Source organism: uncultured Methanobrevibacter sp., from assembly GCF_902774605.1.
Taxonomy (GTDB): Archaea; Methanobacteriota; Methanobacteria; order Methanobacteriales; family Methanobacteriaceae; genus Methanocatella.
In genome coordinates this window covers 1-10,165 of the sequence record NZ_CACYJE010000063.1, presented here as the reverse complement: position 1 = coordinate 10,165, position 10,165 = coordinate 1, and the positions used below count along the sequence as shown (strand labels likewise).

10 protein-coding genes are annotated in these 10,165 nt (G+C 42.5%); 5 read left to right on the top strand and 5 right to left on the bottom strand.

All coding sequences use genetic code 11. From position 1 onward, the window contains the following. Positions 1–36 precede the first annotated feature (36 nt). Positions 37–696 carry a uracil-DNA glycosylase gene (ung, locus tag QZU77_RS09505; protein ID WP_295603486.1) on the top strand — a complete coding sequence of 220 codons (660 nt, stop codon included), beginning with the start codon at positions 37–39 and terminating at the stop codon, positions 694–696. A gap of 1 nt (position 697) precedes the next feature. Here the strand turns inward: ung and QZU77_RS09500 are convergent, their stop codons facing one another. Beyond that, positions 698–1,297, bottom strand: coding sequence for a hypothetical protein (locus QZU77_RS09500; RefSeq protein WP_295603484.1), 600 nt, complete (start codon positions 1,295–1,297; stop codon positions 698–700). Then, positions 1,294–1,860 carry a hypothetical protein gene (locus QZU77_RS09495; RefSeq protein ID WP_295603482.1) on the bottom strand — a complete coding sequence of 189 codons (567 nt, stop codon included), beginning with the start codon at positions 1,858–1,860 and terminating at the stop codon, positions 1,294–1,296. The genes QZU77_RS09500 and QZU77_RS09495 overlap by 4 nt, the downstream gene beginning before the upstream one ends. Positions 1,861–1,942: 82 nt before the next feature. Here QZU77_RS09495 and QZU77_RS09490 point away from each other — a divergent pair, with 82 nt between their 5' ends. After that, complete coding sequence (locus QZU77_RS09490; protein ID WP_295603480.1) at positions 1,943–2,665, top strand: biotin/lipoyl-containing protein; 723 nt, start codon at positions 1,943–1,945, stop codon at positions 2,663–2,665. On the opposite strand, the gene QZU77_RS09485 is transcribed toward QZU77_RS09490, so the two are convergent. The 3 genes from QZU77_RS09485 to QZU77_RS09475 all read right to left on the bottom strand — a co-directional run bounded on the left by QZU77_RS09485 (position 2,649) and on the right by QZU77_RS09475 (position 5,293). Continuing rightward, complete coding sequence (locus QZU77_RS09485) at positions 2,649–3,356, bottom strand: alpha/beta hydrolase (protein WP_295603477.1); 708 nt, start codon at positions 3,354–3,356, stop codon at positions 2,649–2,651. The two genes, QZU77_RS09490 and QZU77_RS09485, sit on opposite strands and share 17 nt — an antisense overlap. Before the next feature lie 82 nt (positions 3,357–3,438). Beyond that, positions 3,439–4,824: an MFS transporter gene (locus QZU77_RS09480; protein WP_295603475.1), complete on the bottom strand. Its 1,386-nt coding sequence runs from the start codon at positions 4,822–4,824 to the stop codon at positions 3,439–3,441. A gap of 22 nt (positions 4,825–4,846) precedes the next feature. Next, the gene (locus QZU77_RS09475) at positions 4,847–5,293 is read right to left on the bottom strand and encodes a MarR family winged helix-turn-helix transcriptional regulator (RefSeq protein ID WP_295603473.1); all 447 of its coding nucleotides are present in this window, start codon (positions 5,291–5,293) and stop codon (positions 4,847–4,849) included. A 212-nt stretch (positions 5,294–5,505) separates the two neighbouring features. Between QZU77_RS09475 and QZU77_RS09470 the strand changes: the two genes are divergently transcribed. The 3 genes from QZU77_RS09470 to QZU77_RS09460 all read left to right on the top strand — a co-directional run bounded on the left by QZU77_RS09470 (position 5,506) and on the right by QZU77_RS09460 (position 10,072). Then, on the top strand, positions 5,506–8,619 hold the full coding sequence (locus QZU77_RS09470) for a hypothetical protein (RefSeq protein WP_295603471.1): 3,114 nt from the start codon (positions 5,506–5,508) through the stop codon (positions 8,617–8,619). Between the two features lie 29 nt (positions 8,620–8,648). After that, positions 8,649–9,224 carry a flavin reductase family protein gene (locus QZU77_RS09465; RefSeq protein ID WP_295603468.1) on the top strand — a complete coding sequence of 192 codons (576 nt, stop codon included), beginning with the start codon at positions 8,649–8,651 and terminating at the stop codon, positions 9,222–9,224. Positions 9,225–9,286: 62 nt separating this feature from the next. Next, entirely contained in the window at positions 9,287–10,072 is a 786-nt protein-coding gene (locus QZU77_RS09460; protein WP_295603466.1) for an alpha/beta fold hydrolase, read from the top strand. Positions 10,073–10,165 lie beyond the last annotated feature (93 nt).

Below are 10,165 nucleotides of genomic sequence, written 5' to 3'. Positions count from 1 at the left end.
TAAAAATAATATAACTTGAATTATAAATTAAATTCCATGATAGGCAACGATTGGGATTTGGCTTTAAGTGATGAATTCGAAAAGGACTATTTTTTAAGGATACAGGAATTCATCGACGAGGAATATTCAACAAAAACGGTATACCCTCCATATGGGGAAATATTCAATGCATTTAAACTGACGCCATTGGATAATGTTAAAGTGGTTATTTTAGGCCAGGACCCTTACCATGAAGCGGGTCAGGCCCATGGATTGGCTTTTTCAACACCTGACGGCAGGCCGATACCAAGGTCCCTCAAAAACATTTTCAAGGAGATCAATGCCGAATACGATTATCCAATTCCTGAATCAGGCTGCCTGGAAAAATGGGCAAGACAGGGAGTTTTCCTCCTGAATACCGTACTGACAGTGGAGGACGGCAATGCGAACTCCCACAGCAAGTGCGGATGGCAGACATTCACCGACAATGTCATAAAAACATTGAATGACCAATCACAGCCGATAGTGTTCATGCTATGGGGAAAGCAGGCTGAAAAGAAAAAGGAACTCATCACTAATGAAAATCACCTGGTGCTTGTGACATCACACCCCTCACCGTTCTCGGCTCGAAGGGGCTTTTTAGGATGCAATCATTTCCGGCTGGCCAATGAATACCTGAAGGATAATGGTCAAAAAGAAATAGACTGGAGATTATGAATCAGCTCATAACTCCAAAGTTGACGCCATTGCTTCCGAATGAAACGAATGAATGATGACTCTTGTCGCTTGTCGGATAATCGTATCTTTGTGATTCGATTGCATGGACAATCTTATAGTTTTTGAACTCCTCATCCAGTATGCTGTAGAACTCATCGTGAGTGTACTTGGATTTGGATGCGCTTTTAACGACTTCCTTGATGGTTGGAGTTATTTTGCTTCCCCGGAATGTTATGTAGTAGAATTCCTCTCCCGCTGAAAACCATAGCTTTGAGTTGTTCTTTTCGTCATGGCGATCGTAACTTGTGAAATGAACCGCATCATGGCCTGCAACCTTGACCTTTTTCATCTTGTTGTGTTCAATGAAATGGCCATAAAGATCCATTATATTGGGGTTGACGTAGCGTATCGTGAACTCATCAATGTCCTCATCGAACTCGTACATGTCAAAATCGCTCTCATAAGGGTTTTCATACTTCGGAGGGATCTTGAACTCCTCATAGCCCACTGTGGCCGTTGACCAGTTGGAGGAGTCGACTGCGCTTGCAGCATTAACCAGCATGAATAATGCCAAGGACAGTATGATTATTTTGCGAATCATATTACCACTTCGTAATCTGTTTTCCTATTGTCCCTCATTCTTGAATCCATGTCAATCAAATCATAAACCAGTGGGTTCTGCATCAGCATCAGCCATATCTCATAGGTTGTTTTGACAAAATCACGGTTCAATCTTATGTGGTCATGGACTATTGGGCATTTATAGGGGAATTCCGATTCATCGAATATCAGATGGAACTCACCATTCTTGTCAAGATGAGGTATCAGTGGAAATGTCCTGCACTGGATTGGCCTGATTGAACGGTCGCACTTTGGAGGATTCCTGCATTTGACCAAGTAGATTTGTCCCTTCCATGAGTGAGGGTATTTGATTTCGGATGAGTCGATATAGTAAAGGTCGAATTCGGGGCTGTCCTCATACATCAGTTCCTCGCCTGGAAGCAGGTACAGTGCCAGCTCCTCATTCCTGTAGTCTTCCGCATCATATACGCAGCACACCTCTCCGCACAGTTTTCCGCAATCAAAATCAACCGGTGTCACTTCATCCAATCTTTTGTAAATTCTCTCAATTGATTTTTTCATTTCACTAGCAGTAATTTCCATATTCTTAATTTTATACACTTATGCTTTTAAATATTTACGTTACAATTAAATTTAAAACCGATGAGCAAGCATAAATTCTATTATGAAAGATATCAACATCACTCTTGTGAAAAATAATCAGTATTACATTAAAACTCCTTTTGACAGCCAAGTAATCAAGATATTGGTGGAAGGCAATGACAACGTTTCTGAAAATCAACCCGTGGCGGTTTTAAAAGCAGATGATTTTTATTTTCAACTTGAAAGCGAATATCCAGGCATTATAAACGGGATTAATGTAGCGGATGGTGATGTTCTCGGCAGGTGGGATGTGGTCATGACTGTTGGAGTTAAGAGGAATTACGGTTCGTTCAACGTTAATGTCAATTCCGAGGAACATGAACTGTTATTTGATTTCCAGCAGAATGCCCTGCCTAAATACTTTTATGATAACATTGAATCATTCTCATCAATGGTTAATGAGGATTTGGTTTTCAGCATGGTTAATGAAATTTACTGGGAGCGTGATTTGATGACTCCCTTCAGAATCGACGATTTGAATGTTATTGTTGAAAATGTTGATGGCATTGATTTGGTGAGGATTGATTTTCCGGATTATAATGTCCCGCTACTGGCTAATCGCTTATATTTCTTAATCGATGATGAATCCGGCAAGTATAAGTGCTTCAGCTGTGAGATGAGCCTTGATGATGAGTTGATGATATTCAGCATAAATGATGATCAAGGGCATTTGACACGCTTCAACTACGGCATTGCCCCTGACAATCCTGATTTGGAAAAGCAGAGGATTATTGAGATTTTTTGATGAAATCAATTATCGCATCTGATGTTAGTGTTTGCTGTTTTTCTGGTGTTATTTTAGCGATGCCGTCACCGCTCTGATTGCCGTAGTCGCCGACCTGTGCATGGTTGGCTCCCCTGATTATGATTTCGGTGAGATTGTTCATTAATGATTTTGATTCATTGTACTTTTCCATGTTAAGCACCTTGTCTTCGGTCCCGTATATGGACAATACCGGTTTTTGGATTGTGCCTGTAGGGTATGATTCGAGAAGTATCAAAGCGTCGGTCCTGTTGGTGCTGTTCACGTAGGAGGATGCCATTGTGCCTCCGAGGGAGTGGCCGGATATGTAGTAGTGATTATAGGTATTGCTTTTCATTATGTCGTCTGCTGCGTTTTGGTTGAGTATTGCCAGGTTGAAGGGCATTTCAACTAAAAAGCAGTCAATGTTCTCTTCAGCCAGCCTTGTTAGAAGGGGAAGGTATGAAGTGTATTCGACTTTCGCGCCGGGATAGAATATCAGTGCGGTGTCATTACCAGGTCCGTCCAAAAGCATTCCGCTGCCGGTTTTGATTACATTCACTGTGCTTGTTCCGTTCATATAATTTTTTGCAGTGTCGCCTGCATGGTAATAGTCATTGACATAGTATATTCCATATGCAAGAATGCCCAGTATGATTAGGGCAATTATTGCGAGTATTGTCTTCCGGTTCATTGAATAGTATTTATGGTTTTATGAGTATTTAAGATTGTTTAAAAAAGTAAAAGAAATTAATTGGAGGTTAATCCAATTAATTTTAGCGTCCTGTGTTGAACTTGTCCTTGGATTTCACACCTACAAGGGAGGCGAACACTGCAAGCACGCAAGCCACGGTACAGATTGCGCAGATTGTCTGTGATGCCTGTATGATCATGCCGGCGTATTGTGTGGAAAGCTCCAGGTTTCCCATTATCCACGCGAATATCAGTGTCAGGAGTCCGAGGCTCATTGTCTGGCCGATTGTACGCATTGTCGCCTGTGAGGCTGATGCGGTTGGCGCGTCCTTTGGAGGAACTGAGCTCATTATCGCATTCATGTTAGGGCTTGAGAACATTCCCATTCCAATACCCTGAAGCACCATCGCTATGACCACAATGTACACCGGTGTGTCCTTGGTGAGGAATGTCAGTATCAGCAGGGCGATTGTCGCTATTCCCATTCCAATGGCTGCCAGTTTCTGAGGGTGCACCTTGTCGGATAGCTTTCCGGTGTTGGGTGCCATTATCGCCATGATTATTGGTGTTATGATGAGTATCAGTCCGGACATCTGTGCGTTCCATCCCCTTACGTATTGGAAGTGGTAGTTGAGTATTGTTGTAACCACCATTATTGCGATGTAGCTGCAAAGCGCCGCTATGTTGGAGGATGTGAATTTCTTGTTCCTGAAGAGGTTCATGTTGAATACCGGTGACCTTTGCCTAAGCTCATATGCCCCAAATATCACAAGCAATATAATTCCAAGAACGGTCAATATTTTGCCGGGTGTTGTTATCAGGGCAGTGAATCCGTAGATGAAAAACAAGATTCCGACACCATAGAGTATTGAGCCCACTTTATCGATCTTGTCATCTTGATATGTCTTCCACTCTTGAGGGATTTTCACTATCATGAGTATGATGCACAGCACAAGGAAAGGTATCACGAAGTAGAACATTGACCTCCAGCCAAGGTTATGGACAAGGAATCCGCAAATCACGGGTGAGAGGGATGTTGCCAGGTAAACTCCGGTCACTGTGAATCCCAATGCCTTTCCACGGTTTCTCGGAGGCACAGCATGCACAACCATTGCCATGGCGGACACGTTGAGGAATGCCACTCCAGCACCCTGCATTATCCTGAACAGCAGGAATGTCTCTGTTGAAAATGAAAGGCAGGCCCCGATTGAGCCGATCAGGAATACTATTATTCCCGCCAATAGTGACTTCTTGACTCCGAATTTCCCTGAAATCTGTCCTGCAGGCACGGTGAACACCGCAACCACGAGGAAGAATATTGTAGGCACCCAGTTCTGTATGACGTTGTTCATTGCAAAGTCCTGCGCTATTGCCGGAACCCCTATTATTATCCCGTTTGACAGGAACACTGCAAAGAATGATGTTATGAATGATATCATCACAACATATGTTTCAAATTTTATCTCCATTTTTACCACTCTCCTATTTTTTTTAGTAATCTTCTATTAGCTTCATGCCGTTAATGGCTATTTCCTTTAGCTTTTCTCTTAATTCAGTGTCGTCATCGCTTATGCCGACTTCCTTTTCCCAGTCCTTTGATATTTGCCTGAATTTAGGTACAAGCTCCTCGCCCTTGGATGTGGTGTTCAGCATGTACTTGCGGCGGTTTTGGGGATTGGGCTGTCTTTCGATGAATCCCTCGTCCTCGTATTTCCTGAGTATCTTGGCTATGTTGCCCTTGCTTTGCCCGAACATGTTCACGATGTCTTCCTGTGAGCAGTCGGGATTGTCATATATGAACATTATGTATCTCACGTCATGGCCAAGGTCCAGGTCATCGAGTTTCATCTTCATGTATTTCTGCTGGTTTAGGGATATGTTGTGTATCCATGCCACTAGGGGGGACTTGTCCTTTATGCCCTGAAAGTCTTCAATCATTATTTTCACCTGTTTGTTATATCTGTTTTATAGCTATATAATTGTTTCTAATGAAACAGTTAATTATGAAACATTCATTTCAAGGCAAAGTAAATATTGCTCTAAACTTGTTAAATTACAAACAGAAATCAATAATGACTTATCGCTTGCAAACACCTTATATATGGCCAGTAAAATAAGGTATAAGTACAAAACACGAGAGGTGGATTAAAATGTCAAATTTTGATTTCTTAAAAAACTTTAACAATGAGCTATATGAACTCGGAGTCAAGCTGGAGGAGGACGTGCTGACATCACCCCGCGCAGTCACAGCCGACGCGACACTCTTTCTCGAAACACTCGTGAAGGACATGTACAGGCAATCAAACAACAAGCTGGAAAACAGGCTGATATCATTCTACAAGAAGATAGACAACCTATACCGCAAGGGAGTGATAACCTACATCTACAAGAACAAGCTCCAGGACGCATACAACCTGAGAAACAAGATACACAAAAGCAACCAAGACACCAGGGAGGAACTGAAGATAGCTCTTGACCTGCATAAAAGACTCTACTACATTTCAAAAAAATACTTCCAGGACTTCTGCGCAAACGAAAGATACGCAAACATCCCAGACTACAAAAAGCCAGTCAAAAAAGACATCAAATTCAACAACTGCATCATATGTGGAAGAAAAAACATGGAATCATCCTCGAACATGTGCAATGAATGCAACCAAAAAATAGAAAACGCCAACCTCCTGCTGAGCCTGAAAAACACCCATGACAAGAACGAGTTCACACGAAGCGACCTGATGAGTCTCGGAATAAGTGAAAGCGAAAGCATATCAATGCTAATGAACCTTACAAGGGAAAACATAATAATCAAGATGGGACCCCATTACACCTTCAACGAATCCCGCTTCAGCGACTACATCATGAGGATAAACCAATACATTGAAATCGGATTGCTCATAACCAAATTCTACAGGGATGAGATAACCGCCACTGAAATCAAGCAAACAAAGGAATACTGGAGAGGAAGCAAACAGCAAAAGCCATGCATCGAATTCTACAGGCTGGTCAACCAGAAGCTCGAAAGGGACTTTGAGGAAAAGCTTCTTGAAACAGAAGACATCAAAAGAAGCATGAGGCTCTCATCAATGGACAGCCTCACAGTAAAGGAATGGTTCGGCCATGAAAGGGAATCATTCATAAACGGAAGCCTGAACGACGCATTCATAACCTATAATGAATTGCTGATAAGGGAATTCTTCGACCTTAAAAGGAAAGGCATGGAGGACGGTGAAATACTCAAGAGGCTTGGCATGTCAACCGACATTTACGACTTCTGGCAGGAAAACTTCATGGGCAAGGATTTCATGAAAAAGACAAGCCAAATCAAAAAGGACCTGATCATAAAGGAAATTCGCAAGAACAAGACACTCAACGAGGCACTTAAATCAGCGGGAGTCAGCCGGAAGGAATTCGAAAAGCTATACGTCATATCAAAGAATCATCAGGATGATTTTCACCGTGAATTCGATGAGGAATACACTCGAAAAAGACAGAAGACCGTCCTGAAACACCTGAAGTACAGCAACGTCAATGCTGCAGTGAGGAAAACTAGGATCACCAAGACCGAATTTCTTAAATGGTACTACAAGTCGGAGGCCGACATGTCGGAGTTCTACATGGTGGCTACCCGCCTTCTCATGGAAAAGTACCTAAGCTACCGCAAGAACGGCTGGAACAAGAGGGATATCCTGAAGCAGATAAACATATCAAGGGACCTGTTCAACTCATGGAGCAAGCATGAGGACTTGGCATTGTTCAGGGATTTCAGGCAGGAAAACGAGCAGATCACCTCATTTCTCATTAAAAGAGGATTAATCATCAATGCCCTTAAAGAGGATAATGGCAAACAGGAAGCAATCTTTCAGGCAGGATTGACACCACGGGAGTTCATGGAGATTTACAATTCAAGCAAGAGGGAAAAGACAGAGTTCCACATACGATTCGACATGGAGTACATGAAAAACCGCAAGCGCCTATTCTCCAAGCTAATCAAGACGAATGACTTTTACAATGCCATAGAGAAATGTGAAATCTCACAGATCGACTTCAACAACTGGTACCTTAAGGACCAGGACAAGTACCTCTCTGACTACAGGCCGACATGCTTTTACAGGACAGTCACCTGCGAGCTGATGGACAAGTACATCAAGGCAAGGTTGGAGGGCAAAAACAAGCCTGATGCTGCAAGATGCGTCGGATTGTCAAATATGATAATCGGCAAGTGGCTGAACCATCCTGAGTATGAGCTCTACTACAGCTTCAAAAAGAAAATCAAGCAGCTCACCATCGACCTGATAGTCAAGGGATTTAAGCACGACAAGTCAAAATTGGAAGTGTCTGAAAGCCATGACATTCCTGTCAGCTCAATAGAGGAGTTCATTGATTACGGCCGCAACGGCTTTGAGAGGTATGGTGAAATATTTGAATTGTACGAGAACAATATCATTCCAGGCCAACTGAAGACATTCCTCAGGGACATTAAAACCAAATCGTATAACAAGGCATTGAAGAATGCAAGAATCAGCGATGATGACTTGAACTACTACTATAATCTCGGCAGAAAGGGGGACAATAAGTTCGCCAGGTTTTACACTGAGTATCTTGAGATTAAAAAGTCATTATACATAAGCAACATAATGGCTCAAAAATCCCAAAAGATTGCCTTGAAAAACTCCAATCTTACAATGGGGGAGTATGATGAAAGCAGGGATGAGATTGAGGATGAGATACTGCGCCAAAGAATCCTCATAATAGGTGAGGAACTGCTAAAGCACAAGACCACCGGAGCAAAGCTTGCCAAGAAAGTGGGGGTTGGCGTTGATGAGCTCTACGGATGGTACTTCAAGGGCAAGAAGGGTGATGTGAAGTATAAGAGCTTCTACATGATGCTTGAGATGGGAATGATTTATCCAAGGATACAGGCATATAACAAGGCTATCGACTTGGGAATTCCAAGAAATTGGCTTCAAAAGCAGTTGAAAAAGGATTTGGGATTGGTTGACTATAAGATTTGGGACAAGCATGGTCTGATTAGCGAGGAGTACTTCAACTACTTCAACCTTGACGGGGAGGATGTGGATGTGGAGAAGCTGATGAGTATCATGAAGAGTTCAAGCCACACTAAATCAATCGAGAAGGATGATGATCCCGAATTGTTCAATTTCATGAGGAAGGTTTTCAATTCCAGCAAGAAGCAGTCAATGGAGATTATAAACCTTTCCAAGGATAATATTAAGGTGAGCCGGAAGGGCACTGTGGGAAAATAATATATCCTCCCAGGCCTTTAAATAGTAGTATGAAAGTAAATGTCAAGAATCATACGATGATGTATCCCGCACCTGCGGTGGTTGCAAGCGCCTATGATGAGCAGGGCAATGCCGATGCATGCACACTTGCATTTGCAACAATGTGCTCCCATCATCCGCCGGCTGTGATGATAGCCATTAATTCCACATTGAAGAGGAAAACACTTAAAAGCATACTAAACACTAAAGAGTTTTGCATTGCATTTCCAAGCGTTGAGCACATGGCCGAGGTTGATTACTTGGGAATTGAATCCGGCTACAATGCAGACAAGCTAAAAAGAATCAATTTTCATCATCACAAGGCAGTGAAGGTCAATGCACCGGTAATTGATGAATTTAAGGTTTCACTTGAGTGCAGGGTGATGCATATTGCCGAGGTCGGCTCACACACTCAAATCACAGGAGAGATAGTTAACGTCCAGGCCGAGGAGAGTGTGCTCAATGATATGGGAAAGATTGATTTCACCCTCCTTGGCCCGTTGGGCTATGATGACATAACCCATTCATATTATGAGATGGGAGGTAAGATTTCAGACGCATTCAAGGCAGGATTGAAGTTCCGGTAATGCATGATTAATGTTCCACCTAAGGATATCTATATATAATTATTTAAATTAAATTATGAAATATGGAAAGCAAAATAAGAATTAATGGGATAGAAATTGCAGTCAAGGAGAAGGGCAGCGGACCGGATATGATTCTTCTTCATGGAATTTTCGCCAGTAAGGAAATCATGAATCCCCTGTTTAACTATTACTGCAATGATTATCATGTAATATCCTATGACCTCAGGGGCCATGGTGCCAGCGACAAGCCTGAAAAATTCAATATTGATGACCATGCTGATGACCTGAAGGCTGTCATTGAACACGATGGTATGGAAAAGCCGATTGTTGTCGGACTGTCCATGGGTTCTTTTGTGACATTGAGGGCAGCTGAAAAGTACCCTTCATTGATGTCAAGGATGGTTCTAATAGGTGTTAAGGGCAAGGGAAGCATCTCCTTGATGCAGAAGGCAGTCCAGCTCAACGGAGGCAATAGGAATATTGACCTCAAGGAAATGGGCAGGCTGATCGGTAAGTTGCTATATCCTCCAAACACCACTCCCGAACAGGTTGCGGAGTATTACCTGGGAAATCGTGGAAGCGTTGAGCTTACCAATGAGGAGCGCAAAAACATTTACCTGTCACTGTCCGAGTATGACATGATGGGCGATATCGATAAGGTTACAACCCCATCATTGTTGCTTGTGGGTGAGTTTGACGGCCTGAATCCTCCAAGCGAATCCCGGAAGGTCCATGACGGCTTGAACGATTCACAATTGGAAATCATTGATGGAGCTGGCCACATCATATTCTTTGAGAAAAAAGATGAGGTCCTCGATTTGATCGATTCATTCATAAAAAAGATTTAGGGGCCTGAATTTTTCAGTTTTCTGAAAGTTGTTGTATGGCTGTTTTTGAGTAAAATCCTTGCGATATGATTAGTGCTCCTAAAAATACATTTA